At 65.1% G+C, this 26,434-nt stretch carries 24 protein-coding genes; 19 read left to right on the top strand and 5 right to left on the bottom strand.

The features are described 5' to 3' along the window. Positions 1–61: 61 nt before the first annotated feature. Positions 62–583 carry a hypothetical protein gene (locus tag NDO75_RS05670; protein WP_310905128.1) on the bottom strand — a complete coding sequence of 174 codons (522 nt, stop codon included), beginning with the start codon at positions 581–583 and terminating at the stop codon, positions 62–64. 96 nt (positions 584–679) lie between these two features. On the opposite strand from NDO75_RS05670, the gene NDO75_RS05665 reads away from it, so the two are divergent. The 13 genes from NDO75_RS05665 (at position 680) to NDO75_RS05605 (ending at position 11,158) form a co-directional block, all read left to right on the top strand. Further along, a complete protein-coding gene (locus tag NDO75_RS05665) occupies positions 680–1,129 on the top strand; it encodes a zinc ribbon domain-containing protein (protein ID WP_310905127.1) in 450 nt (149 codons plus the stop codon). 26 nt (positions 1,130–1,155) lie between these two features. After that, the gene (gene surE / locus NDO75_RS05660; RefSeq protein ID WP_310905126.1) at positions 1,156–1,992 is read left to right on the top strand and encodes a 5'/3'-nucleotidase SurE; all 837 of its coding nucleotides are present in this window, start codon (positions 1,156–1,158) and stop codon (positions 1,990–1,992) included. Positions 1,993–2,074: 82 nt separating this feature from the next. Then, a complete protein-coding gene (locus NDO75_RS05655; RefSeq protein ID WP_345784889.1) occupies positions 2,075–3,934 on the top strand; it encodes a type II/IV secretion system ATPase subunit in 1,860 nt (619 codons plus the stop codon). Between the two features lie 3 nt (positions 3,935–3,937). Beyond that, positions 3,938–6,187 (top strand): type II secretion system F family protein, encoded by a 2,250-nt coding sequence (locus NDO75_RS05650; protein ID WP_310905123.1) that lies wholly within the window; start codon positions 3,938–3,940, stop codon positions 6,185–6,187. A gap of 2 nt (positions 6,188–6,189) precedes the next feature. After that, positions 6,190–7,731, top strand: a complete 1,542-nt coding sequence (locus NDO75_RS05645) for an Ig-like domain-containing protein (protein ID WP_310905121.1) — start codon at positions 6,190–6,192, stop codon at positions 7,729–7,731. Between the two features lie 111 nt (positions 7,732–7,842). Continuing rightward, the gene (locus NDO75_RS05640; protein ID WP_310905120.1) at positions 7,843–8,622 is read left to right on the top strand and encodes a DUF2103 domain-containing protein; all 780 of its coding nucleotides are present in this window, start codon (positions 7,843–7,845) and stop codon (positions 8,620–8,622) included. Positions 8,623–8,761: 139 nt separating this feature from the next. Further along, positions 8,762–8,968 carry a hypothetical protein gene (locus NDO75_RS05635; RefSeq protein ID WP_310905119.1) on the top strand — a complete coding sequence of 69 codons (207 nt, stop codon included), beginning with the start codon at positions 8,762–8,764 and terminating at the stop codon, positions 8,966–8,968. A gap of 97 nt (positions 8,969–9,065) precedes the next feature. Further along, positions 9,066–9,329 carry a hypothetical protein gene (locus tag NDO75_RS05630; protein ID WP_008009665.1) on the top strand — a complete coding sequence of 88 codons (264 nt, stop codon included), beginning with the start codon at positions 9,066–9,068 and terminating at the stop codon, positions 9,327–9,329. Positions 9,330–9,347: 18 nt separating this feature from the next. Continuing rightward, positions 9,348–9,482 carry a DNA-directed RNA polymerase subunit P gene (locus tag NDO75_RS05625; RefSeq protein ID WP_006181151.1) on the top strand — a complete coding sequence of 45 codons (135 nt, stop codon included), beginning with the start codon at positions 9,348–9,350 and terminating at the stop codon, positions 9,480–9,482. Positions 9,483–9,485: 3 nt separating this feature from the next. Continuing rightward, on the top strand, positions 9,486–9,752 hold the full coding sequence (locus NDO75_RS05620) for a KEOPS complex subunit Pcc1 (RefSeq protein ID WP_310905118.1): 267 nt from the start codon (positions 9,486–9,488) through the stop codon (positions 9,750–9,752). A 101-nt stretch (positions 9,753–9,853) separates the two neighbouring features. Beyond that, positions 9,854–10,402, top strand: a complete 549-nt coding sequence (locus NDO75_RS05615; protein ID WP_310905117.1) for a DUF2243 domain-containing protein — start codon at positions 9,854–9,856, stop codon at positions 10,400–10,402. A 105-nt stretch (positions 10,403–10,507) separates the two neighbouring features. Then, entirely contained in the window at positions 10,508–10,906 is a 399-nt protein-coding gene (locus tag NDO75_RS05610; RefSeq protein WP_310905116.1) for a prefoldin subunit beta, read from the top strand. Then, positions 10,907–11,158, top strand: a complete 252-nt coding sequence (locus NDO75_RS05605; RefSeq protein ID WP_310905115.1) for a DUF3194 domain-containing protein — start codon at positions 10,907–10,909, stop codon at positions 11,156–11,158. An 87-nt stretch (positions 11,159–11,245) separates the two neighbouring features. On the opposite strand, the gene NDO75_RS05600 is transcribed toward NDO75_RS05605, so the two are convergent. Then, the gene (locus tag NDO75_RS05600) at positions 11,246–11,683 is read right to left on the bottom strand and encodes a hypothetical protein (RefSeq protein ID WP_310905113.1); all 438 of its coding nucleotides are present in this window, start codon (positions 11,681–11,683) and stop codon (positions 11,246–11,248) included. A 252-nt stretch (positions 11,684–11,935) separates the two neighbouring features. Here NDO75_RS05600 and NDO75_RS05595 point away from each other — a divergent pair, with 252 nt between their 5' ends. Genes NDO75_RS05595 through NDO75_RS05585 form a run of 3 tightly spaced genes read left to right on the top strand, consistent with a single transcriptional unit; the run spans position 11,936 to position 18,528 of the window. Then, complete coding sequence (locus NDO75_RS05595) at positions 11,936–16,990, top strand: colicin D domain-containing protein (RefSeq protein WP_310905111.1); 5,055 nt, start codon at positions 11,936–11,938, stop codon at positions 16,988–16,990. A gap of 10 nt (positions 16,991–17,000) precedes the next feature. Continuing rightward, positions 17,001–17,297 carry a colicin immunity domain-containing protein gene (locus NDO75_RS05590; protein WP_310905110.1) on the top strand — a complete coding sequence of 99 codons (297 nt, stop codon included), beginning with the start codon at positions 17,001–17,003 and terminating at the stop codon, positions 17,295–17,297. Positions 17,298–17,343: 46 nt separating this feature from the next. Continuing rightward, a complete protein-coding gene (locus NDO75_RS05585) occupies positions 17,344–18,528 on the top strand; it encodes a hypothetical protein (protein ID WP_310905109.1) in 1,185 nt (394 codons plus the stop codon). Here the strand turns inward: NDO75_RS05585 and NDO75_RS05580 are convergent, their stop codons facing one another. Next, on the bottom strand, positions 18,529–18,690 hold the full coding sequence (locus tag NDO75_RS05580) for a hypothetical protein (RefSeq protein ID WP_310905107.1): 162 nt from the start codon (positions 18,688–18,690) through the stop codon (positions 18,529–18,531). An 84-nt stretch (positions 18,691–18,774) separates the two neighbouring features. On the opposite strand from NDO75_RS05580, the gene NDO75_RS05575 reads away from it, so the two are divergent. Continuing rightward, positions 18,775–19,155, top strand: coding sequence for a putative zinc-binding protein (locus NDO75_RS05575; protein WP_310905106.1), 381 nt, complete (start codon positions 18,775–18,777; stop codon positions 19,153–19,155). A 112-nt stretch (positions 19,156–19,267) separates the two neighbouring features. Next, positions 19,268–20,059: an enoyl-CoA hydratase-related protein gene (locus NDO75_RS05570; protein WP_310905105.1), complete on the top strand. Its 792-nt coding sequence runs from the start codon at positions 19,268–19,270 to the stop codon at positions 20,057–20,059. Positions 20,060–20,103: 44 nt separating this feature from the next. Here the strand turns inward: NDO75_RS05570 and NDO75_RS05565 are convergent, their stop codons facing one another. Continuing rightward, positions 20,104–20,892 carry an enoyl-CoA hydratase-related protein gene (locus tag NDO75_RS05565; protein ID WP_310905104.1) on the bottom strand — a complete coding sequence of 263 codons (789 nt, stop codon included), beginning with the start codon at positions 20,890–20,892 and terminating at the stop codon, positions 20,104–20,106. 175 nt (positions 20,893–21,067) lie between these two features. On the opposite strand from NDO75_RS05565, the gene NDO75_RS05560 reads away from it, so the two are divergent. After that, complete coding sequence (locus NDO75_RS05560; RefSeq protein ID WP_310905103.1) at positions 21,068–24,607, top strand: PAS domain-containing protein; 3,540 nt, start codon at positions 21,068–21,070, stop codon at positions 24,605–24,607. A 95-nt stretch (positions 24,608–24,702) separates the two neighbouring features. Here NDO75_RS05560 and sulP read toward each other — a convergent pair whose 3' ends face one another. Then, complete coding sequence (sulP, locus tag NDO75_RS05555) at positions 24,703–26,409, bottom strand: sulfate permease (protein ID WP_310905102.1); 1,707 nt, start codon at positions 26,407–26,409, stop codon at positions 24,703–24,705. Positions 26,410–26,434 lie beyond the last annotated feature (25 nt).

Here is a 26,434-nt window from a genome sequence, read left to right as displayed (position 1 = left end):
CATCTCGAGGAGTCCGCTGATCGATCGAGCCGCGGTTCGCCTCTCTTGACCGAAATCGAGCCTACTCGAGGTACTTCCGTAACATCGCGCCGAAACCGGCGGCGCCGATGCAGACCGAGAGTATCCAGCCGACGCCGGTCAGCGCGAGGACGCCGTTGATGGCCGACGCGACCAGCAGCGGCTTCAGCCAGCCGTCGCCACGCCCGACGAGTCGCTCGGCGATCGCGAGGTAGGCGATCGCCGCGCCGATCGCCCAGACGAGCGACGCGACGAGAATCAGCGGAATCGCCACTGCGATCCCGATGATGGTAATGACCAGAGCGATGGTCAACACGATGAGCGCGACGAGCGAGAAGAGGCCGTATACGAACGAGTTGACCGGGTCCTCGAGCACCTCGCCCATCAGCCGCTCCGTGTACGCGGGGAAGATGGCGACCATGATCGCGCCGACGACCAGCGTAGTCAGGAAGGCGCTGATCGCGCCCCCGAACAGTCCGTTCGTCGTCCCGACGTCGACGTTGACGCCGGGGTCGGTCTGTGCGATCAGCGAGACGGTTCGTATCCAGTGATCGAATCCGATCATATCCTCTAGAGGTACTCGAGGTACGTAAACTGGACTGTCATGGCTCCCGCATCGTTCTGCTGACAGGCTTTTGCCCGCTCGCGTCCTACGAACCCTATGCGAAGCACGCGACTGCAACGGGAGGTCGACGACCTCGTGGCAGACGGCTGGCGAATCGAAGAGGAGACGCCCGACCGCATCGTCGTGGTCGACCGGGAGTTCGGCTCCGTCGGCAGCCACGTTCTGGTCGCGATCCTGACGGTCTGGTTCTCGCTCGGGGTCGGCAACCTCGTCTGGGCCGCGTACAACTACGTCGCGAACTCGCAACGCCGTGTCCTCTGGGAGGACGGAGGCCGCTGCCCGGCCTGTGGCGCGGACGTTCCGACGGCCGCGGACTACTGTCCGTCCTGCGGAGAGGACCTCGAGACCGTCGCCGAACCCGACGGCGGAGTGACCTGTCCCGTGTGCGAGGCGGTGGCCACCGAGGGATCGCGGTACTGCCCGGCCTGTGGGGCGAAATTCGCGACCGAGTCCGAGCCCGCCTCCGGGAACCGAACTGATACGTAGCTCGCCCGCCATCCAGCGGACAGGCAATGGAACTGGATTCGGACCCCCACATTCTCCTGACGAACGACGACGGGATCGACGCACCCGGCATCCGCGCGCTGTACGACGCGCTCTCGTCGGTCGGCACGGTCACCGTCGTCGCGCCCGATCGGAATCAGAGCGCGGTCGGCCGGTCGCTGTCCTACGGCCGGACGAGCGAGGAGAGTGACGACCACGAGATCGACCTGGAATCGGACGCCTTCACCTCCCCGGTCCCGCACACCGACCACGAACTCGGCTACGCCGTCAACGGCACCCCCTGTGACTGTGCCATCGTCGGCGTCAAGGCTCTCGAGCCGGCCCCCGACATCGTCGTCTCCGGCTGTAACTCCGGGGCGAATCTCGGGGCCTACGTCTTTTCCCGCTCGGGAACCGTCAGCGCCGCTATGGAAGCTGCCTTCCTCGAGACACCGTCGATCGCGGTCTCGATGGACACGCTCGGCTACGAGCGCGACCTCGAGCCGGCGGACTTCGAGCACGCGGGCGAGATCGCCGCCGCCCTGGTCGACGGCGCGCCCGGAACCGGCCTGTTCGATCGCGTGGACTACCTGAACGTCAACGTGCCGCGACCGGACCGCGAGCCCAACGGCTTCGCGATCACACGGCCCACTCGGATCTACGAGATGGACGCGACCTTCGAGAACGGCCGCTTCCAGCTGACCAACCGGCTCTGGCAGCAGATGGCCAACCGGGACATCCCCGACCCCGAGGATACCGACCGCCACGCCGTGCTCGAGGAGCAGGTATCGGTCTCGCCGCTCCGGGTGCCCTACGAGGTCGTGGACACGGAACCGGTACGGAACATCTTCGACGACATACTGTGAATCCGATCGGTCACGATCCGCTTTCAGTATCGTAGCCAGTACGGTTTAGGTGGTCGACTCGCAAGGGGCAGCCAATCAATCGATGGCGGACGATAATCAGCCGACGGGACGCGACGACGATCGGGAGGGGGTTCCCTCGAGTCCGCCGAGCAGCGTCGGGCCGGCGTCCGGGACCGAGCGCGATGTCGACGCCGTCGTCTCTCGGAACGATGGGGCGACGGGAGACGACGTGACGTTCGGAACCGGTGACGCGGAGACGGAAGCCGAGTCGACGTCGGCCACCGCGCCGTCCGATCCGCAGTCGAAGCGAGCGGTCAGAGACGCCGTCCTCGCGGACGTGAAAGCGTTTTTCGACGAGCGACCCGACGATGCGTTTCCCGGGCGACCGTCCGACGCGTTCATCGAGGAGGAGTTCTTCGATTTCGGCTATCTCGACGACTACGCGGAAGTCGACCGCTACTGGGTGAACCGGCCGTACGCGTACGTGACGGTCCTGTACGACGAGGCGACCAACACGAACCGGTACCACGTCGTCGAACCCGACCTAGACGAGTTCGAGGAGTACGTCCGCGAAGACCTCATTCGGTCGCTCCGGAGCGATCTGCTGTACAAGGAGTTCGACGGCGAGATCGATCGGGGTGTGGCGTTCGACGAGGAGGTGCCGCGTGTCATGCGAGAACACGCGGCAACCGTCGGCGACGGCTCGCTACACCAGCTCATCTACTACCTCCGGCGGGACTTCGTCAGCTACGGGAAGATCGATCCCATCATGCGCGACCGGGCCGTCGAGGACATCTCGTGCGACGGCGCGGGCCAACCCGTCTTCGTCTACCACCACGGCTACCGCGACCTGCGGACGAACCTCGCGTTCGGCGACGAGCGGCTGAACGCCTACGTCGTCCGGCTCGCCCAGCGCGCCGGCAAGCACCTCTCGGTCGCCGACCCGCTGATCGACGCTGCCCTGCCCGACGGCTCGCGCGTCCAGCTCACCCTCGGCGGCGAGGTGACGACCCGCGGCGCGAACTTCACCGTCCGCAAGTTCGCCGAGGTCCCCTTCACGCCGGTCGACCTCGTCAACTGGGGCACGTTTAGCCTCGAGCAGATGGCGTACCTCTGGCTGGCCGTCGAGAACAACGCCTCGCTCATGTTCGCGGGCGGCACCGGCTCGGGGAAGACGACGAGTCTCAACGCGGTCTCGATGTTCGTGCCGCCGGAGAGCAAGGTCGTCTCGATCGAGGACACCCCAGAGATCACGCTCCCCCACGACAACTGGATTCAGAGCGTCACTCGCGAGGGCGTCACCGCGGGCGGACGCGGCGAAGTCGGGATGTTCGACCTCCTGCAGGCCGCCCTCCGCCAGCGTCCGGAGTACCTCGTCGTCGGCGAGATTCGGACGGAGAGCGACGTCGCGCTCACCTTCTTCCAGTCGATCGCGACCGGTCACACGGCGTACACGACGTTCCACGCCGACTCCGTTCGTGGGCTGTTGAGCCGGCTGCGAAACGAGCCGCTGAACGTCCCCACGCAGATGATCGGCAACCTCGACATCGTCTCCATCCAGCAACAGACCACTCAGGACGGCCGGCGCGTCCGACGGAACCGGCGGCTCGTCGAGCTCGCCGGCGACGACACGGGCGAGGAGATCGACCGCCACGAGGTCTTCGAGTACGATCCCCGCGAGGACGGGTTCGAGCAGGTCGCCGGCTCGCGCGTCCTCGGCGAGATCGCCGACGAACGCGGTTGGACGCCCGGCCGCATCGAGCGAGAACTCGAGCGCCGCGAGGAGGTCCTCGGATACCTGTTCGAACGCGAAATCACCGAGTACGAGCGCGTTGCCCGCGTCATCCAGGGGTTCATCCGCGATCCCGACTATATCTTAGCGGAGGTCCGCGCCGGCGACCTGGATCCCGCAGCCATCGCGGTGACGGAGGCGGACGACTGAGCCGTGACCGAACGAGAGCCGAGCGACGACGGTTCCGGGCGCGACTCGACCGGGGAGACTGTCGGCAACGTGGCCGGCAGCAGTACCCACCCCGACGCGTCGGAGCCGGCCTTTCGCGAACCGGCGCTCGACGAGGCGACGGCGGCAGCGGTGATCGACGACGCGTTCGACGGCGAATCCGATAGCGCGCTCGAGGGGACCGGAGGCGCTGCGTTCGTCGAGACGGACGGGCCAGCGGACGAACCCGAGCCGGAAGAGGCACTCAGCCAGCCGCTCGCGGCCGAACGCGACCTCGGCGAGATCGAACAGCTCGAGCTCCGCGAGGTCTACGGGCGCGTTCGCGCGTTCTTCAAAACGCGTTCGGAACGGTATCGCGGCCTCCAGCGCCGGCTCCAGCAGGCCCGGATCGGCGATACGTACGACGAGTACCTGACGGAGAGCGTCGAGATAGCGGGGCTGGCCGCGCTCGTTGCGGGCATCACGGGTGGCATCGCGATCCTCGTACTGGCCGTTTTCGGGCGGACGGTCGGCGTCCTCGAGCCGGTGACCCGGTTCTTCGGAACCGGTCCGAATCACGTGCTGAGCGGCTCGCTCGTCGCGGCTGCGATCGCGGCGTCGCTGTGCTGTTCGATCGCTGCAGCAGGGAGCGCCTGGGCGATTCGGAACCACTACTATCCGCGCAGCGTCGTGGCCGCTCGTCGGCGCAGCATCGCACTCAACCTGCCGTACGCGATCACGTTCATGTACGCGCTGTCCAGCGGCGGCATGAACGTCATCGAGGTGTGCCGTCGGCTCGGGGACAGCGAGCGGGTCTACGGCGAGGTCGCGAACGAGTTCGATCTCGTCGTCCGCGAGATCGACCTGTTCGGCAACGACCTGTTGCAGGCGCTGGACAACGTCCGGACGCTCACGCCGAGCGACGACCTTCGGCGGTTCCTCGACGACCTACTCGGCGTCCTCGAGTCCGGCGGCGACCTCGAGACGTTTCTGGAGGAGGAAGCCGAGTCGTCGCTCGACGACGCGCTCGAGGAACAGGCGTCGTTCATCGAGACGCTGGGGGTCCTGAGCGAGACGTTCGTCGTCGCGTTCGTCGCGGCCCCGCTGTTTGTCATCGTCGTGCTGATGGTCGTGAGCTTCCTCGGGGCGGAGACGGTCGACCTGATCGCCGCCCTCGTCTACGTCGTCTTCCCGCTCGCGATGGTCGGCTTCCTGCTCGTCGTCGATCTCCTGTCGCGGCCGTTCGAGGAACCGACGGCCACTCTCGCGACCGAGATCGAGCGAACGGTCGAGACCGAAGCGGTCGCCGGCGATCCACGCTTCGCGGCCTATCAGCAGTCGAAACGGGAAACCGGCCTCCGGGCGTTCCTCGCCGATCCGTTCCGGGCGATCCGCCGCCGTCCCGTGTTATCGCTGGGACTGACGGCCCCCGCCGGCGTGGCCGTCGCCGGCATCGGGATCTGGACCGGATTCGTCGAACCGAGCGTCGCGGGGTTCATAGACGCGCCGCTCCGGGCGACCGTCGGCCTCGTCGTCGCGCCGCTGGTGACGGCAACCGGGCCGCTGATGATCCTCCACGAGCGCGAGCGCCGGCGGACTCGGGCCATCACCGAGCGCTTTCCGGACGTGTTGCGCATCCTCGCCAGCGCGAACCAGATGGGCGTCGACGTCGTCGACGCCTTCGAACTGGTCACACGCTGGACCAGCGGCACGCTCGCCGACGAACTCCGGCGGGTCCGCAACGACGTGGCCTGGAACCACGACCTGACCGGCGCGCTGCTCGCCTTCGCCGACCGGCTCCACGTCCCGCAACTGACCCGGACGATGACGCTCGTCGCGGAGGGCAGTCGCTCGAGCGGCGACCTCCACGGACTGCTCGAGATCGCGGCCGAAAACACCCGGGCGCAAGCGAAACTCGCTCGAGCGCGGCGACGCGAAATCGGCTCGTACGTCGCCATCGTCGTCGTCGGCTTCCTCGTCTATCTGCTGGTCATCGTCATGATCAGCGCGAGCTACCTCGCGCCGATCGCCGAGTTGGCGGCGGGGTCCGAGTCGACGGGAGCAGAGAGCCCGGTCGCCCTCGGTGCGATCCCCGTCGGGACTTACGAGGTTTTGTTCCTCCACTCGGCGCTGATCCAGGGGCTCGGGAGCGGCCTGATCGCCGGTAAGCTGGCCGACAACGACGTCCTCAGCGGCCTCAAGTATGGACTCGGCCTCGTCGCCCTCACCGTCGTCGCGTTCTTTCTGCTGGTGTAATTATGATCGGAACGTCCACCCTCGACATCGTCGACCGCCGATCCGCTGACCGCGCCGTCTCGCCCGTGATCGGCGCGATTCTCATGTTCGGACTCGTGCTCGCACTGCTCGCGACCCTCCAGCTGACCGCGATCCCCGCGCTGAACGAGGGGCTCGAGTTCCAGCACAACGATCGCGTCCAGTCCGACGTGGTCGGCGTCGACGGGACGATCGAACGAGTAGCCGCGACCGGAACCGGGGAAGCCGTCTCGCTCGAGGCGGGACTGCGCTATCCGCCGCGGCTGTTCTTCGTCAATCCGCCGCCGGTCAGCGGTACTGTCCGGACGACCGAACCCGCTGCGGTCGGAATCGCCAACGCCCGTGCGACCGGCGAGACCGGCGACTACTGGAACGGGAGTCCGCGGACGGTCGAGACGCGCTCGCTCGAGTACGTGCCCGACTACAACGAGTACGCGAGTGCGCCGCGGACGGTGCTCGAACCGTGGGTCGCGTACCACCGCTTCGCCGAGACGACGCGCGTCGAGGGCGATCAGGACCTCGTCGACGGCCGACGGATCGGGCTGGTCGCGCTCGAGGGCAACCGCTCGGTCTCGCGGACGGACGAGATCTCGATCGACGTCGAACCGGCCAGCGCCCCCGTCCGAACGGTAGCAGTCCGCGATGACGGCGACCCGGTCACGCTGACGGTGCCGACCCGACTCACTGAAGACGAGTGGGGCGACCTCCTCGCGGACGAACTGGATCCGGCCGGCGACCCTGACGACGACCGGTACGTGAGGGAGTTCGACTGTCAGCGGGAGTCGCCCGACCCGTGCGGACGACTGACGATCACGCTCGAGCGGGGAGCGACCTACGAACTCCGGCTGGGTGCCGTCGCCGTCGGCAGCGGGACTGAGGCGTCGAACGCGGCGTATCTCACCGACGTAGACGGCGACGCGACGGCCGTCCCTGAAGCGGGCCGACAGCGACTCGTCGTCGAGGCCCGCGATCGATTCGACAACCCGGTCAGCGGCGTCGCGGTGACCGGGAGCGTGGGCGGCGACGGGACCGTCCGCGCCGTCGAGCCGATCACCGACGCCGACGGCCGCGCGACGTTCGTCTACGACGCACCCGACGACGTCGATCGCACGCAGGATGTCGATGTGACGCTCCGTTTCGGCGAGAACGCCCGACAGACGGTCACGTTCGACGTTCGCGTGATGGACCTCGGCGACGGCGGCTCGAGTTCGGGAACGACTGAACCGACCGCGACGATTACCGACGTGACCAGCAACACCGGCGGGAGCCAGGATCGGTACACAGTAAGCACCGAGGCGCGCGACAGCGGCGGTGATCTCGAGCGCCTCGAGTTCGAACTCCGGAACCACGATACCGATACGGTCATCGATACCGCGACCGCCACGATCAGCGGCGGCAGCGACGCCGCAACTGCGGCACTGCGCGCCCGGAGCAGCGAGCGACTCGCCGCGTATCGAATCGTCGCGACCGCCGTCGATTCGGACGGGAACGCCGGGAGCGACGAACGGCTCGTCAGCGGCAGCTAGTGAGTCGAACGCGGCGTGGGACCGCCCGGCGGGTGGCGGCGCTCCCTCGCGACTCCTGCCGCACCGGCCGGAAAACACGCCTGTTTTACCGCTGACCCGTCAACGGCCGCTATGGAGTGTCGCCACTGCGCATCGCCCCTCGAGAAGCCCGGCGACTTCTGTCTGGTCTGTCGGGAGGCAAACACCGAGGCGATCGTCCTCGAGGCGGCGCGCGACAGGGCGACCATCACGATGCTAGCGGGCGACGACGAGGGAGTTGACGGCGCTGGGCAGTCCGCCAGCGCGTCGTCCGAAACCGACGCCGAGGAGGGGGTCCTCGGCGAGACGACGATCACGACGACCCCCGAAGACGGGGAGAACGAGCCGATCGAACTCCGGAACTTCGCAGGGCTGATCGGCGACGAGATCCGCCGGAAGCGACCCGAGGAGGTCTACGCCGGCGGGACGCGAGCGGTCATCCGCGCCGTCCGCGAGGACATCCATCACCCGTTCTATCGCGTCGACGACGACGATCCCGTGCAGGCAGTCCTCGAGCGCCGCGGAAACCGCGCGCTCGACGTCGTCGAGACGCCGCCGGCCGAGAAGATCGGCGGCAGCCACACGACGCTCATCGGCGGTCGAACGGGGATGGAAGCTATTCACACCGTCGCCGACCACCCGCACGTCAAGAAGGTGATTCCGGGCCCCATCGACGCCGGCGGCAAGGGATCGCAGTCCGGACTGCGAGCCAAGGTGACCCGCGCGGACGACGGCGGCAACGTTCGGATGCTCATCCGTGACGGTTCGAGCGTCCAGGAGAACCGCGTCGTGACGACTGCACGCGACCGGGAGATGGGAGAACGGATCCGCGCCGATTTGAACGACGTGCTCTCGGACGCGGAATTCCAGTAACCGACGGGTCCGACCCCCCAGTGTCGGGTTCCCGGCCGGGAGATTCTCGAGGCAAGTATTGTGCCGGACCGATGGAAGTGACATGTGCTTCCGGTTGTCCGAGCCTTAACGGGATGGCTGTAATTAGATATAATTAGCCATGCTCGAGCGACCGGACGCCGTCCTGACCCTGATCCCGCTGCTGGCGGTAAGCGGCCTCGCGGCCCGAACGCTCATCGCGGCTACGGGCGTCGCCACGGGACTGCTCGCCGCACCGCTCGCACCAGTTGGATACGCCGCCGCACTCTGTCTCGTCTTCGGAGAACTACTTGCGTGGCCCGCCGCCGAACGGTTCGGCGGTTCCTGACCGGTGACTACCAACTCGATCGTACTCGTCGGGCCCTCACCGTAACCCGCGGCGACTCAACAGGTTTAAGAATCCGCTGGCGATAGAGAGCACTACTATGGCCAAGAAAGGACAGGTCGGTAGCGCTGGCCGCTTCGGTGCCCGCTACGGCCGCGTCGCACGACGTCGCGTCAGCGAGATCGAAGACGACATGCAGAACGCCGAAGTCGACGGCGACGACGTTACCCGCGTCGGCACCGGCATCTGGAAGAACGAGGAGACCGGGGAGGTCTTCACCGGCGGCGCTTACCGCCCGGAGACCCCCGCCGGCCGCACCGTCCAGCGCTCCATCCGTGCTGCCCTCGCAGAGGACGACGAATAACGCCCCCTTCAGCCCAGTATGAGTTACAAATGCTCTCGCTGTAAACGCGACGTCCAGCTCGACGAGTACGGCGGCGTCCGCTGTCCCTACTGCGGTCACCGCGTGCTCCTGAAAGAACGCAGCCGCGACGTCAAGGAAGTCGACGTTCAGTAACGCGTGTCTTCTCACGACGCGACCCTCGAACTCGACTACGAGAGCGCGTCGCGTGCCCGTCTCGTCGCCGCGAGCGTCGCCCGCGAGATCGGCGAGATCGACGACGACCGCTCGCAGACGACCCTCCGTCGCGACGAGGAACGGCTCGTCCTCGAGATCGACGCCGCCGACGCCGTCGCCCTGCGTGCGGCGCTGAACACCTGGTTTTCGCTGGTCGACGTCGCCGAGCGGACCGCCGACGCGGGAGAACGAGTTCTCGAGACTCGGTGATAGGCTGCCGGCTCGAGTCCGACCACCGTAACGGACCGTCGAAGCCACCGGCCTGTACCGGCAGGCGATGTCGTCTTCGGCGCAGCGTCCGAACCGCTCGTATGGCAGCCGAAACCGAGACCTGGCTCGGACTCCGCCGGGACGCCAAACCGCTCGTACTGGCCGGCCTCGCGCTCGGGCTGGGGATCGGCGGTTTCTTCGACGGGATCGTCTTCCACCAGATCCTGCAGATCCACCACATGCTCTCGTCCTATCCGGATACCAGTATCGCGACCGATCTCGAACTCAACGTGATGGCCGACGGGATCTTTCACCTCGCGACGTACACTTTCACCATCATCGGCATCGTGTTGCTCTCGCGAGCGTGGCGGTTCCACCCGGTCCCGAAATCGGGCCGAACGTTACTCGGCGCGGTGCTCATGGGGTGGGGCCTGTTCAACGTCGTCGAGGGGCTCGTCGACCACCAGCTGCTCGGTCTGCACCACGTCTGGCCCGCCGGCCCCGGCCCGATCGTCCTGTGGGACGCCGTCTTTCTCCTCTGGGGAGCGCTGTTCCTCGGCGGCGGCTATCTGGTGATCCGAACTGACAGCGCCGCGACGCCGACGACCGGATCCGACGCGGTCGCGACTGACGGGGGCGGGACGGAGTAGCGGCAGGGTGCAGGCTGAGACACGGGGCGAGCCGTCGGGTCCGAACGAACGCCCGTCCGGACGACAAAGCTGGTCTTTATCAGTCCGGAGGGCGACGGTCGAGATATGCAAGGAAACCTGCCGCCGGAAGCACAGGAGAAAATCGAGCAGTTGCAGGACCTCCAGGAGACGGCACAAGAAGTCGCCGTCCAGAAACAGGAAGCCGAGTCGAGCCTGACCGAGGCCGAAAGCGCCCTCGAGGAACTCGAGAACGTCGACGAGGACACCACGATGTACCGCAACGTCGGCGAACTCCTCGTCGAGACCGAGTACGAACAGGCCGAGGAGGACCTCGAGGACAAGGTCGACACGCTCGAGATTCGCCTCGAGACCCTCGAGAAACAGGAAGAGCGAGTCCAGGACCAGTTCGAGAGCCTCCAGGAGGAACTCGAAGACCTGCTCGGCGGTGGCGGCGGCATGGGCGGTCCGGCCGGCCCCGGCGGCCCGGGCGCTGGCGGCGCGTAAATGCCGACCGACGAGCCGTCTGACGAGACCGTCGTTCAGACGGCCTCCGACGCCGCTGAGGGGCTTATCTTCTCGCGGTACAAACAGTCCGAGGTTCGCGATTGTGACGTGACCGTCACCTTCGAGGACGGCGTTCTCGAGGTCGACGTCTACCTCAACGCGCCCGAGGACGAGGCCGATCCCGAACAGGTCGCCGACGACGCCGCGCTCGCCGCGCGAGAGGCGGTCGACGAACTGTTCGGCGAACAGTAGCGCTCTCAGACTGCGACTCGCTTCTCGGTCGTTCGATGGAACTCGGTGAGCGACTCGCTCAAGTCGTGACCGACAGTTGGGGAGCCGCTACAGGCGGCCGCTCCCGACGAACGCGAGTCCGAGACTGCCGGCGAGCACCGACACGGTCAGGACCACCTCCGGGACCGGGAGGGCGCCCTCGCCGGCGAACCCGACCAGAACGAGCGCTGCCGCGACGGCCGCGGGAAGCGGTCGTGCAGCCAGTTGCTGTCCGAAGGCCCGGAGCGACCAGTACCCCGTTTTGACGGTCGACACGACGGTGGCACCGAGCGGCCGATTACCGTCGGGATCGTCGGCCGGCTCGAACGCCTCGAGGTCGTCGTCGGCGAGCGTTACGATTTCGCCGGTCGCAACCCGCCGTCCGTCGGCGTCTCCGACCCGAAGCAACGTGGTGGACTCGTCGCCGGTACCGACGACGCGATAGATTCCGTCCGGGTAGTCGCCGGTAGTCGGACGAACGTGATCGCGTAGCGAGAGCGACGCCATTGTCGGTCTCGTCTAATTGGGTCCACCTAATAGTAGCGGGTCGAAGATGTTGCTCTCTCGAGGCGGGAAGACGCTCAGTCGCCGACTCGCTGTCAGGCGTGTACTCCGGTGAGACTACCTCGACCGTCGAAGGGGCAAGGTAATCCCTTGCAGACGGCCTCGTGGTTCCGTTCTCGAAGTAGTTACACCAACGGCCTGGCAACGTATTGGATTGTCCGTTACTTTATTATATTACTACTATAGACTGGCTATATGAACCAACGGGTACAAAAGATACTGGGAGTGGCGTTCTCCATTTTATTGATTACCGGGGCAATCGGGCCAGCCCTGGCTGCACGGGGAGGGAACACAGCAGGGACGGCCGTCGGCGATGACGACCTGAACGGCGCGTATCAGCTCTTTGCTGCGGGCGAGCAAGATCCAGCCGCACTCGAGTTGAAGTACGCGGCCGTTGCCGAGTTCGCAGCGATTCAACCTGCCGACAAACGCGACGAACGACTGAAAAAGCGGGTCGGGGAGCGACTCAACGAGACGCTGGACCTCTATCTCGACACGGACCGCGTCGAGAGTCACATGGTGTTCGAAGGCGACGCCGCGGCCGTCTCACGCATGGCACCCCTCGCGGACGCCGATCCGGCGGCCGTCAACGAGTCGACGTGGCTGCTCGCCAAGGCTAACGCGCGGACGGCCAACGTTTCGATCACAGACACGCGGCGCGCCCTCAAGCGCTTCGAGGACGATATCGACAATCCGGGTCATCGGAACGCGATCGAGAGCCACATTCGCAACGCCGAACGCGCGTACGACCGCGGGGAGCGAGCCCTCGAGGACGACGGGGGCAGCAACGTCGAACGCACGGCGCGAGACCGTGCACGGGCGATCCGGCAGTTCATGACCGCCTGGCGCCAGAGCCAGCAGGCGCTGGACAAACTCGAGCGCCAGACGACGCCTCGAGTGCGGATCACAACCCGGAACGACCCCGTTCGGAACGGCTCGGAAGCCACGAATCGGACCATCGGCGGTGCGATCGAGGCCGTTCGGCCGGACGAACTCGGGAACGTGACAGTGACGGTCGAGGGTGGTTCTACTATCGAAGTCCAGCCGAGCACCAGCACCGTGCCAGCGTCGAACGTCACCTTCGTCGCGAACGTCAGCTTCGAGGATCGAGACCAGCGCATTCGGGCGACACTCGCGGATAGCACGAACGGAAAGTACCGCCGCGGGCCGCCGAAACACGCGAAGGGGCGGCACTCGGACGGCGACATCTCGCCGATCACCGACGAACTGCTACTGGACGGTGACGCGCTCCCGGACACCTACGAACTCGAGACGGCTGGGACGGATCCGTTAGACCACGACAGCGATTCCTCGAGGACCGCCGTCGACGAGAGCGATAACGAGACGATCGACGGCCTCGAGGACTTCGACGGCGACACGGTCACGACCTACCACGAAGGCCTGTTCGGGACCGACCCGTTCAACGGCGATACCGACGGCGACCGGCTTCCCGACCGCTACGAGATTACGTATTCGAAACTCGACCAGACGAAGGCCGACACGAACGACGACGGCGTTACTGACGACGCGTGGGACATCGACAACGATAGTCTGACCACGCTCGAGGAGTACGAGGCCGGCACGACGCCGACCCTGGCAGACGAGGACCGCGACGACCTCGACGACGACCGCGAACTCGAGGTCGGCACGAACTCGAACGATCCCGATACGGACGACGACGGACTGCTCGACGGGGAGGAACTCGAACTCGGCACGGACCCGCTGGTCGCCGACTCCGACGGCGACGACGTTCTGGACGGCAACGCCACGTATACGACTGAGACGAGCAACGAGTCACTCGGCGTCAACGTCTCGCTGTCGGGCAACGGTGAGATCGCCAGCGGCGTTTCGATTCGGAACGGCTCACAGGAGCGCTTCGAGAGCGACTCGATCGAATCGGCGCAGGTCACGTCGTTCGTCAATCTCGAGTCCGAGCGCTCGTTCGACTCGGCCAACGTCACGTTCTCGTACGACGATTCGCGGCTCGGCGAGACGAACGAGTCGGATCTCGTCGTCTTCCGGTACAACGAGTCGCTGGGGATGTTCGAGCCGCTGAACACGACGGTCGACGCCGAATCGAACACGGTCACCGGGGAGACCGAACACTTCTCGCGGTTCGTCGTCTTCGACGTGCGCAACTGGGCGTCGAACTTCGTCGCGAAACGGCCCGAAGACGGTACCGACAGGTCGGAGGTCCAGCCCGTCGACGTGACGATGATCATCGATTCGTCGGGCTCGATGGGCTGGAACGATCCCCAGGAGTTCCGCAAGCAGGCTGCCAAGGAGTTCGTCGGTGCGCTCGTCGAGGAAGACCGCGCCGGCGTCATCGATTTCGATCACAATGCCCACGTGGCACAGGAGCTGACAACCGACTTCGGACAGGTCAACCTCACGATCGAGAGTCTCGACGCCAGCGGCGGAACGAACATCGGTGCAGGCGTTCGAAAAGCGAATCAGCACTTCGCCGAAGCGAGCAACGATTCTCGTGCGCAGTTCGCGATCCTGCTCACTGACGGTCAGGGCAGCGGCGGTCGCGCCGAGGCGCGGACGGCAGCCCGACGGAATACGACGATCTACACGATCGGCTTCGGCGGCGCGAACGGGAACAAACTCCGGGACATCGCACAGATTACCGGCGGCAACTACACCTACGTCGACAACCCAAGCGACCTGCCGAACGTCTTCTCGCGGGTCGCCGACGATATCGGCGCTCAGGACACCGACGGCGACGGGATTTCCGACACCGCCGAACATCGAGGCGTCGTAACCGCGAGAGCAGGGATCATCGAGACCGACCCGTACAGCGCTGACACGGACGGTGACGGACTCGAGGACGGCACCGAACTCGGCGAGGCGATCACTGCGGAGGAGCTACGAGACCGGAACTCCGACGGCTCCGGTCCCCCGGGCCCGGATCCACAGTACCTGGCGATCGTCAACACGCTCTCGAGCGCCGGCTACAACACCAGCGAGTTCTCCGGATCGATCTATATCGACCCGGTGAGCGACCCGACCCGCGTTCACACGGACGGTGACGGCGTCGACGACTACACGGAGCTTCGGGAACCGGTGACGTACGCTCGAACGACGAGTCGCGAAGCGACGAAATCGGTCCTCGAGACCGGAGAGGCGACCGAAGAAACCTTCGAAGACGCCTACGACACCGATCAGGCGACGTCCGATCCGTGGGACAGCGACACAGACTACGACGACCTCGACGACGGTCGCGAGCGCGAACTCGCGACGAACCCGGACGACGGTGATACGGACGGCGACGGTATCAGGGACGGTGACGAGACGAGCGGCCGGAACGATCCGACGCTGTACGACGTCCATCCGCCGAAACTAGATGTCAACACGGAAACGAGCGGCTGGCGCGTTCCGGAGACGAGTCTCGACGCCACGTACTGGGCGTACGCGTCGATCGAAGACGAGGCAGGCATCGAGGAGGTCGCGTTCGTCAAGGAGGGATCCGTCGAAAAACGATTCGATGTCTCCGATGACGAACTGAACCGTCAGTTCGAGTACACGGATAGAATCTCCGAGGGGAACGTCGACACGAGTAGCGTTCAGTCGACCATCGTCTCCGGCGTCGGGAGTGCGATCGACCTCGGTGGTGACATCACCGGGGCCATCGGCGACGTGACGCTCGGGACGAGCGTCTACCTGCGTGCCACCGACGCGAACGGCAATCGACAGCAGACCATCGCCGTGCAGCGGGAGAATTTCTACGGGTACATGGCCGGCGAGCTCCCGACCGGATGGGACCTCGCCGACAGGGAGATCGCTCGCAAGCTCGGCACCGTCTCCGGGTTCTCCGCGAGCATCGGCGTCGTCTTCCGGGATGCCGAACAGCTCCTGCAGGATCCCGGCGCGTTCATCGACGGTATGCGGGCCATGCTCGAGCTCGTCGCCGAGGCCGACCCCGCGGTCGTCGACAGGCTGATCGACGGTTACATCCAGCAGTTCGAACAGAAACAAGAGCAGAACAACCCGTACGAAGAGGGGACGACGAAGTACAGGCTCTTCGAGGAGAACTGGTACGAGGGCTACGCGCTCGGCTTCCTCTCGAAGCTCGTCGTCAGTGGTGGCTCTACTGGTGCGAAGAACGCGATCAAGAGCACCGATCGCGTCGGCGATATCGCCGATCGGCTCTCGGACAGTCGCGCCCTGCGGGCGCTCTCGCGGATCGATGGTCCGACCGACGCCGCCAAAGCGCGGGTGACCGCACGCCTGCTGCTGGCGACCGACGACGCCGCGGAACCGCTGCTGAGCCAGGGCGAGACGGCGGGGCAGGTCTTCCGATTGTGGCGGCTCCAGCGCGGAATGGATGCCGATGTGGATGCCCTGCCGGAAACCAGACAGCAACAACTCGGACGGTTGCTGTCCCGGACTGGTGGGGACGGACAGCGGGCGTTCGATGACCTTGCCGGTCTCGATTCGGGTGCCACGGATAGACTTCTCGAAATCGAAAATCCGATCACCCAGCGCCACCTCGTGAAAGCCTATCAGGACAGCGACGTTGACGCTAACGATCTTTCGCAGGCGCTCGAGAGTTACGGTGATCTCGACGCTGATGGGAAACAAGTCGCTGACACCATACTAGCTGAGGGTGGCAACGGTGGTATTTCTCTCTTAGCTAAACAGGTCTGTTCGAGCCCCTGCCGGTCTTTCGCCGAAGCTGTCGACGAACTCGCTTCGACGAATAGCGTTGATGAAGATACCGCCAGAGAGCTCGCCGTCAAACTATCGCGCAAGACCAGTAGTGGCGCGCTTACCGACGAACGGGCAGCGACGTTGCTCGGTGATGTCAAGAAAGTCGCTGATGAGGACGACGTTGATGTCACGGCGACGCTGATGAGAGACGGTGATCTTTCACGAACACTCATCACCGAGTACGGCAAATCTGATGTACTCGACGAGCGTAGCTTGCGGAGGGCACACCGACTCGGTGAAGTTTATCTTCCCGATAGTCAAGTTCAAAGTAAATTCAAGCACGCTGACGACTTCGGCGTAGAAGGTAATTGGAACACGCAGAACAAGAGGCGGTACAAGGACGCACTCAGTGAACATATCCTGAACCCTGACACAGAAATCATTGAAGGAACGTATCGTGGCAGGTCTGTGAAACACATCTATAATTCCGGGACCGGAAATAACGTCATGCTGAACTCTGATGGAGAGTTCGTCTCTGGGTGGAAACTCAGTAAGAAGCAGAGACAGCACCTCGAGGAGACGGGAGATCTATAAAAGAGATACGATGACTGAGCAACCAGTTCTATCGAAATATCAGGAGATGATACGAGGATATCTCGAGGGAGAGATATCAGCACCCGAGTTCTCCCTCAACTACTTACAGGAATTCAAGGGTGAAACGATGACGATGTCAGACAATACATATGATATATTACAGGATCTGTTTCGGAAAGCCGATGCATACTGTGAAGATCCCGAACTGCGCGAGAAAACCAGCGACGGGATCGGGGAAGCAGAGTTGAGAAAAGCAGCTATCGACGCGTCAAACAAGCTAGATCGTCGGTTAGAAGAGATCGAATAGTACCGAGGACCAATCCGCTGTAGCGCCAAATCGAATGAAGATTTGAATGGCCGAAGGAACTGCAGTCATGGCGTTCTACACGTCTCGATCGCTGGACGGCGTCGTCGACGACGCCTTTGCCAGCAGTGAGCAAGCGGGGTTCGATATCGATGCGGACAGCGAGCAAGTCGAAAGCGGGATCGAGAATCAGTATCTCGAGTTCGACGGCTACTACGATCGGTGGTGGTTTGACTTCGCGTTCAATCTGGACGCCGATCGCCCGCCGAGCGAACCGGTACTCAGTATCGGCTGTGGACAGCGCATCTATCCGCCGAACGCGGCCGACGAAGCAGACTACCGGGCGAAGATGGACGGCATCTTCGAACTCCTCTGTCGGCTCGCCGTGACCCTCGAGGCCGACTACGCGCCGCTGTTCAATCCGATGGGGAGACGTGCAGTCCCGGAAAGTCGGCCGATCGCCGAGGCTGTGGAGGAACTCCCCCGCATGGGCGTGTACTCCCGGGAGCTCTTAGACGAGTTAGGCGGCGTCACGGCCATGTTCGAGTCACTACCGTGGTCCACCGCGTCGCTCGAGGACGGCAAAACCGTCGTGATCGAATCCGACACGCCGTGGCTCGATGGCGGCTGGCGGCCACCGACCGAGGCCGCGTACCTCGACGATGCCGCCTTCGACGAGAGCGACGATCCAGTGTCGAACGAACGCCGTGGGCTCGCAGATCCATTCGCCGCCCTCGAGACGGGCGAGATGGGCACCGACCTCTGTGTTCCCCGCGAGAAAATCGCACCCGAGTTCCGCAACGAGGACCTCGAACTCGTTCGTGTCCGCGTCGACGAGCAGCGGGACCTTCGACGCACCGACACTGACAGCTTCGTCCGGAATATCGTCGATGACGACCCCGGCGACGACGCTGCGTTCATGATGGCGATGCTCGCCGACATTCCGGCCGACGCGGTCGAAGCCGATCTGATGGTATCGGCGTTACTCCGAGACGCTATCCCTCCGGCGTTCGTCCGGCTCGACGACTCGTCCGGCGAGACCGTCGTCTCGAGGGTCATGGCTCTCGATACCGGCATCAACAAGGTAGAGTTACTCGTCAGTCTCGGCCGAGTCGCTCGCGAAGCGGAGTTCGCTGCCGGTGATGTCCAGGAGATGGAGCAGGGTCTCGAGCGACTCGAGACCCTCGACGACACCGTCGACCTCGATCAGTACCTCCGAAACCGGCTCCTCTAACTACCAACCGTCACCGACGACCCCGAGACGATGCTCGGCGCGCTCGACACGCGCACCGAGTTCGAAGCCGTCGACGACGTCGACGAATCCATCGGGACCGCTGTTCCGCGCGGGACAGTGACTGACGACGAGGATCTGGCCGTCGCCTCGCTTTGCCGTCAATCCGGACCACGAGCAACAGCAGCTTCCCCGCGCGAACGCCGTTCGGGACAATTCCTTTTCGGGACGCTTCGAAACGGGCCGCTGATGAGCGCTGACTACGACGACCTCCCGCTAGTGTACTCGTGCTCGGGCTGCTCGAGCGCGGCCCAGATGGCCAACGATCTCGCGGTCAGGCTCGACCGGGAGCGCCGCGCGGAGATGTCCTGTATCGCCGGCGTCGGCGGCGACGTTCCGCCGCTCGTGACCACCGCGACCGACGACCGGCCGACGCTCGTGATCGACGGCTGTCCGCTCGAGTGTGCGCGGAAATGTCTGGCCCAACACGACGTCACGCCCGACCGTCACGTCAACCTCGCCGAGCGAGGTGTGCAGAAGGAGTACCACACCGACTACGACGACGAGCGGGCGGCGACGGTGTACGACGAACTCGTCGACGCGGCCGAGCAACTCGACGCGACGGGGTGACGACCGCTCGGAGACGAGCGAACGGCCCTCGCTCGAGCGGGCCTCGCGGAGTTCGACCCGTTCACCGGATCGCACGGAAATTTTACACGTGTGCTCGGTGATGTGACAGATCATGACGGATACTATCGATACCGAGTTCGCCGATCGCGTGGTCACGATCACGATGAACGAGCCCGAGCGGGGGAATCCCCTCTCTCGAGACGATTACCTCGCGATCTACGACGCGCTGCAGGCGGCGCGTGACACCGATGCGCGGTGTGTCGTGCTGCAGGGTGCCGGGGATACGTTCTCGTCGGGGTTCGACGTGGAGTCGATGGGAGAGTCGGACGCCGAGGACGGGTCGCTCCACGACAGCGTCGAACAGATACAGCGCCACGAGCACCGACTCGTCCGGGAGATCATCACCCATCCCCTCCCCGTCATCGGGAAGATCGACGGGCCGGCGATCGGCGACGCGGCGGGGTTCGCCATCGCGTGCGATATTCCGCTCGCGAGCGAGCGAACCAGGATCGGCTTTTCCCACGTTCGCTTCGGGCTGAGCATGGACTGTGGCATCTCGTACGTCCTTCCGCGCCTCGTCGGTCGAGGGCTCGCGATGGAACTGACGATGACCGGTCGGATCGTCGACGGCGAGCGCGCTCGCGAACTCGGACTCGTCAATCACGTCTTCCCGACCGACGAATTCGAGGAGCGAGCCGACGAAATCGTCTCGGAGATCGCGACCGGTCCGCCGATCGCCCTCCAGCACATCAAGGAACTCGTCCGGACCAGCCACGAATCGACCCTCGAGGACGCGCTGGCGAACGAGGCGACGCGACAGACGATCGTCTTCGAAACCGAGGACTACAAACGCGCGGTCGAGGCGCTACGCGACGGTGAGGAGCCGGAATTCCACGGGCGGTGAGTGCTGCGGATGGAGAATCGACTCCAGCCCGCCCGGAACCGCCGTCAGTGACCCTCGAACGAGGGGTCGCGATCCTCGCCGAACGCCTCGACGCCCTCCTGATGATCCCGCGTGCTACTGGCGAGGTTCTGGGACTGGGCTTCCCGCTCGACGACCTCGCGGATCGAACTGTTGTACGACCGGTCGATGTTGCGAACGGAGTAGTGCAGCGCGACCGTCGGACCGGTAGCGATCCGCTCGATTAGCTCGCCCGCTTCGGCCTCGAACTCGTCGGCCGGATACGCGTGATTGATCAGTCCGATCTCGTCGGCCTCCTCGCCGGAGATCGTCTCACCGGTGAGCGCCAGTTCCTTCGCGACGTACGGGCCGACGGCCCGCGTAACGAGCAGCGAGGTCGCGTAGTCGAGCGTCAGTCCGATGTTGCGGAACGCGAGCCCGAACTGGGCGCGGTCGCTCGCCAGCACCATATCACAGGACATCGCGACGCCCACACCGGCACCCACGCAGTAGCCGTCGACTTTCGCTACCGTCGGCAACTCGAGGTTGTAGATACGGATCGGAATCGCCGCGCAGTCCTCGACGATACCCCGGGTGCGCTCGTGGTCGGTGTAGTCGGCAGCCTCCATGCCGCTGATGTCACCGCCGGCGCAGAACGCCTTCCCCGCGCCCTCGAAGACGACGACTCGCGCGTCGTCTCGGTCGTTCACTTCGTCGAGCGCTTCCTCGATGCCGGTTTTGATGCCGTCCGAGAGCGCGTTCATCCGATCCGGCTGGTTGAGCGTAACGGTCGCGATGCCGTCCTCTACGTCCAGGAGTACGTCTTCACCGAGCATACTAGCCTATCCCTCAACGGTGAGACGTATATCATTATCCCAGACTGTTTTCGGTGGACGATCCGCTGTGATCGCCCGCAACTGCGGACGCGAACGCTGGGACTGCAGCGGGGACGACCTCGAGCCCACAGACAGCACAGGCGTTTTACACCTCCGTCTCCCACCAAACAGGTGAATGGGCGCTTCTTCGCCTTCCAATGCCGATCTTCGAGCCCGCGTCCGTCGGCAGGAAGTCGTCACCGACCTCAGCAAACGGGCGATAGAAAGCGACGATCTCGATAGTCTGTTCCGCGATGCGGCGGTCGCCGTCGCCGAAACACTCGACACCGACTGCTGTGCCGTCCTCGAGCAGGTGCCAAACCAGGACGTGTTCGTACTGCGTCAGGGGACCGGCTGGCCGACGGAGCGCGTCGACAGCGGGCGGACTCCTCTGAGCGGAGACTCGCACGTGCGGCACGTGTTCGATGCCGAGGATCGAGTCGTCATCGACGATTTCCGTACCGACGAGCGGTTTACCCCCTCCGAGCTGTTTTCCGACCGCGGCATCGACAGCGGGATCGCCGTCCGTCTCGGCTCGAGCGACGACCCGTGGGGCGTGCTGGGGACGTACGCGACCGCGCGGCGGTCGTTTACCGACGCCGAGGTGGAGTTCGTTCGCAGCGTCGCGGACGTCCTCGAGTCGGCCATCGGCCGCGAGCGGACGCCCGGCGACCTCGAGGAAGTGTACGGCCGCATCTCGGACGCCTTCTTTGCGCTCGACGAGCAGTGGCGGTTCACGTACCTCAACGAGCGCGCACACGAACTCATCAACCCAGAGGGCCGGACGCTGGTGGGAAAACGGATCTGGGACGAGTTCCCCGAAACGATCGGACGAGCGTTCGAACCGAAGTACGAGCGAGCGATGACCGAACAGGAGACCGTCTCGTTCGAGGAGTACTACCCCGAGCCGCTCGACACGTGGTTCGAGGTGCGCGCCTACCCGTCCGAAACGGGTCTGTCCGTCTACTTCCGCGACGTCACCGACCGCAAGCAGTTCGGGAAGACGCTCACGACACTCTACGACTCCGCTCGAGGGTTACTCGACGCCGAGACGAGAGACGAGGTCAGCGAGGTCGTCGTCGAGACCGCCACCGACGTCCTCGACCTCTCGGGCGTCGTGACGTATCTATACGACGAGGACGAGCACCACCTGTATCCAGCCGCTCAGTCCATCGAGAACGACTTCATGCGCGAGACGCTCCCGGCGGTCCCGCCGGACGACTCGAGCATCACCGGTCACGTCTACGCGAGTGGGGAGACGTGCCGATTCGACGATGTCGCCGACTCGCCATACCTCCAGCCCGACGAGACGGATATGAACGCCGGGGTCTTCGTCCCGATGCGCGACCACGGCGTGCTCATCGTCGGCTCGCGGGCGGTCGGCGCGTTCGACGAGCAGACGCAACAGCTCGTCGAACTGTTGGCGTCGAACGCGGAGGCGGCCTACGATCGGGTCGAGCGAGAGCGAGCGCTCGAGGAGTCCGAACAGCGCTATCGCACGCTGGTCGAGCACTTCCCGAACGGCGCCGTCGCCCTGGTCGACCGAGACTTCCGGTACGTCACCTTCGGCGGCACGCCCGAGGGCGATACGGGCGTCACGAGCGCGGACCTCGAGGGGGAGCCGCTTCGAGACGCGCTGCCGCCGGAGCTGGCAGACGTCGTCGTCCCCGGGTACGAGGCCGCCCTCGACGGCGAGCTGTCTACATTCGAGAGCACGGTCGGCGACGGCGTTTACCAGTTCCACTTCATACCGGTTCGGGACGACGACGGCGAGGTGTTCGCCGCCATGGGTATGTCTCAGGACATCACCGAGCGGGTCGAAGCGCAGCGGGACCTCGAGAAGTCCGAGCAGCGCTACCGGACGCTCGCCGAGTACTTCCCCAACGGTGCCGTCACGCTGTTCGACGACGGTCTCGAGTACACGCTCCTGGCCGGGCAGGGGTTCGAGAACGTCGCCGTCGATCCGGACGAGGCCGAGGGACGCCACGTCAGAGACGTGTGGGGCGACGACATCGCGGACGCGCTCGAGCCGGTGTATCGCGACGCGCTCGCCGGTGCGGAACGAACGGTCGAACTCTCGTACGACGGTCGGGAGTGGATCACACGCGCCGTGCCGATCACCGACGAGGAGGGCACGGTGTTCGCCGGGATGGCGATGATTCAGGACGTCACCGAGCAGAAGGAACGCGAGCGGTACCTCCGCGACGCCAAGTCACAGCTCGAGGCGGCGACGGAGGCCGGCGCGGTCGGGACGTGGGAGTTAGACGTCCAGAACGACGAGATGTTCGTCGGTCCGTCGTTCGCCCAGACGTTCGACATCGACCCGGACGTGGCCCAGCGGGGCGTCTCGCTCGACCGATTCATCGACGCCATCCACGAGGACGACCGCGAACGTGTGGTCAGCGAGATCGAGGACGCCGTCGAGGCCTGCGGCGAGTACGAGGCGGAGTACCGCGTCTGGAACGCTGACGGCGAACTCCGCTGGGTCGTCGCCCGCGGCCGCGTCGAGTGCAACGACGACGGCAAACCGATCACCTTCCCCGGTGCACTGACCGATATCACCGAGCGCAAGCGTGCCGAACTCGAGCGCCGGCGCAACCAGGAGCAACTCGAGACGCTGTTCGAGATCCTTCCAGTCGGCGTCGTCGTCGCTGACGCAGACGGGTCGCTGATCAGGGCCAACGATGCAGCCAGGGAGATCTGGGGCGGCGACGTGTTCGACGCCGACTCGGTCGCGGAGTACGACAAGTACCCCGCGGTGTGGGCGGAGACGGGCGAACCGGTTGCCCCGGACGACTGGACGATGGCTCAGGTCCTCGACGGAGCCGAGGTCACTGAGCCGAACGTCTACGAGATCACCGCATTCGACGGCAAACAGCGCATCATCATGGAGTACGGCATGCCGATCAGAGACGAGTACGGCGACGTGAGCCGCGCCGTCGTCACCCTGACGGATATCACCGAACGCCGCGAGTACCGACGCAAACTCGAAGAGTCCAACGAACGACTCGAACAGTTCGCCTACGCGGCCTCTCACGACTTACAGGAGCCCCTGCGGATGATCACGAGCTATCTCCAATTGCTCGAGAACCGGTACGGCGACGCCTTCGACGAGGACGGCGAGGAGTTCCTCGAGTACGCCGTCGACGGGGCCGAGCGCATGCGTGAGATGATCGACGCGCTCCTCGAGTACTCGCGGATCGAAACCCGGGGCGATCCGTTCGAGCCGATCGACCTGAACGGGATTCTCGAGGACGTGCTCGCGGATCTCCAGGTCCGGATCGCGGAGAGCGGTGCCGAAGTGACGGTCGAGGAACTCCCCCACCTCGAGGGCGACGCCAGCCAGCTCCGACAGCTGTTCCAGAACCTGCTCGACAACGCCGTCACCTACAGTGGCGATTCGCCGCCGTCGATCCGCGTCAGCGCCGATCGCCGAGACGGCGAGTGGGTGATCTCGGTCGAAGACGACGGTATCGGTATCGATCCCGACGACCAGGAGCGAGTGTTCACGGTCTTCGACCGACTCCACAGCCGCGAGGAGTACGACGGGACCGGCATCGGCCTCGCGCTCTGTGAGCGCATCGTCGAGCGCCACGGCGGCGAGATCTGGCTCGAGTCCGAGCCCGGCGAGGGGGCGACGTTCTCGTTTACGCTCCCCGCCTCGGGCGATCGATAGATCCGGACGGGCCCGAGAGCGGGATCGACTCGAATTCACTCGAGATTCCGAAGCGAGGTGCACTGCCGTTCCCACGATCGAACGGGAGTGACGGATTACCCCTCACGGTCCGGAGAACCGTCGCGCTCGTTGCGCCGTTGGAAAGCGGACACTCCGGTGTCCACTTCGAGGTAACAGGCGTCGATCTCCTCCAGTAGACCGCTGCGATCCAGCGTCTCCAGGAACGTCGGTTTGGCCCGGGCCACGGTAAAGCGGATTCCGCGTTCGTGGAGGTCTTCGATCAGTTCGTGTAACGTCTCGTGTGCCGTCGAGTCGATGTCGATGATCGCTCCGGCGCTCAGCATGACTTCTCGAGCCGGCGGATCGGCCGATTCGACCAGTTCGATCACCTCGTCGGCGAAGACCTCGGCGTTGGCGAAGTAGAGCCGGGCGTCGAACCGATAGATGATCAGTCCCGGGATCGGCTCGACGTCGGGGACCGAGTCGACGTCGCGGAACCGATCCGTTCCCGGAACGCGGGCCAGCTCCGCAGTGTGGGGCTGGTACGGCTTGACCGCGGCGTCGAAGAGGGAGAGAACGACGGCCGCCAGAATTCCGGCGAGCACGCCGACGACGACGACCAACACGGCGGTGAACAGCGCCAGCCGGAAGTCGAACTTGTTGATGACCCAGACACGACGCAGCGCCGCGACGTCGACCAGTTCCGTCGCCGCTACCAGAAGCACTCCGGCCAGGGCCGCTCGCGGCAGATCCCTGAACAGCGGCGTCAGAAAGAGGAGCGTCAAAACGACGAGAAGCAACGCCACGAGGTTGGCGACCTGCGTCTTGGCACGCGCCGCGTCGTTGACGGTGCTCCGAGACTGGCTCCCGTTAACGGGGAATCCGCCCAGCAGGCCGGAGCCCACGTTGGCCGCTCCGAGGCCGAAGAACTCTTGATTGGCGTCGACTTCGTAATCGTTTCGCTTCGCCAGCGATCGCTCGGTGAGCAGGCTGTCGACGTACATCAGCAGTGCGACTGCGAGCGCCGGCCCGAGCAGCGATGAGAAGTCGGCCACGGCGAGATCGGGGAAACCGATGGCTGGGAGACCGGGTCGAATGTCGCCGACGATGGCGACCCCTCGCGTCGTGAGGTCGCCGACCGTCACCACGACGGTCGCTACCGTCATCCCGATCAGATACGCGGGGACGCGGGGTCCGAAGCGTCGAGCGACGAGGACGACCAGAACGGTGAGCGTCCCGACGGTGAGCGTCCACGGGTTGAGTTCGTCGAGAGCCCGAAGGGTAGCGACGAGGGAAGGCGCGTCGATCCCCAGGAGACTGCCGAGCTGGCTGGTCGCGATGATAACCGCGGAGCCGAGGATATAGCCGATGAGGACCGGACGAGACAGAAACCGAGTGATCCACCCGAGCTTCAGGAGGCCGCCCAGTATCGAGAAGAACCCCACGAAGACGGCCAACGCTGACGTGAAGGCCAGATACTGGCCGACGTCGCCGCCCGCGAGCGGCGATGCGATAGTCGCCACCAGGATGGCGACCGTCCCTTCGGGACCCACGTTCAGCTGTCGCGAGGTTCCGAACACGACGTACATAGCCATCGATCCGAGCGCAGTGTACAGACCCACGACCGGCGGGACGCCGGCTAGCGACGCGTAAGCGAGCGCCTGTGGAACGAGCACGGCCCATAGCGTGACGCCGGCGAGAAGGTCGTCAGTCACGTACTCCCTTCGATACTCCGTGACGAGATCGATCACGGGGAGTCGAGATCGAAACCGCTGCACTACGGCCGTCTCGAGGTCGACCATGCGTTTCGGTGTCTGCTACTGTCCC

Origin of the sequence: Natrinema sp. 1APR25-10V2, assembly GCF_031626495.1 — an archaeon.
Lineage (GTDB): Archaea > Halobacteriota > Halobacteria > Halobacteriales > Natrialbaceae > Natrinema.
This window is presented reverse-complemented; position numbering and strand designations above follow the sequence as displayed.